1 protein-coding gene is annotated in these 446 nt (G+C 63.2%); it reads left to right on the forward strand.

Going from position 1 to position 446, the window contains the following annotated elements:
• On the forward strand, positions 1–446 hold a 446-nt coding region (locus B4M62_RS12410), incomplete at both ends, for an aconitase family protein (protein ID WP_290713372.1).

Genomic DNA, 446 nt, shown 5'->3' on the forward strand with positions numbered 1-446 from the left:
AACCGCAACTTCGAGGGCCGCATCTCCCCCGACGTGAAGATGAACTACCTGGCCAGTCCGCCATTGGTGATCGCGTACGCGTTGGCCGGCACAATGGACTTCGACTTCGAATCGGAGCCACTGGGCACCGACACCGAGGGCAACGATGTCTTCCTGAAGGACATCTGGCCCTCGGCGCAGGAGATCGACGACACGATCAAGGCAGCGATCAACGAGGACATGTTCCGCAGTTCTTACGCCGACGTCTTCAAGGGTGACGAGCGTTGGCGGAGCCTGTCGACCCCCGACGGCGACACCTTCGCCTGGGACGACAAGTCGACGTATGTGCGCAAGGCGCCCTACTTCGACGGGATGACGCTTGAGCCGTCGCCGGTGTCCGACATCAAGGGTGCGCGCGTGCTGGCGCTGCTGGGCGATTCGGTGACCACCGACCACATCAGCCCGGC

Origin of the sequence: Gordonia sp. UBA5067 (assembly GCF_002414845.1) — a bacterium.
Taxonomy (GTDB): domain Bacteria; phylum Actinomycetota; class Actinomycetes; order Mycobacteriales; family Mycobacteriaceae; genus Gordonia; species Gordonia defluvii.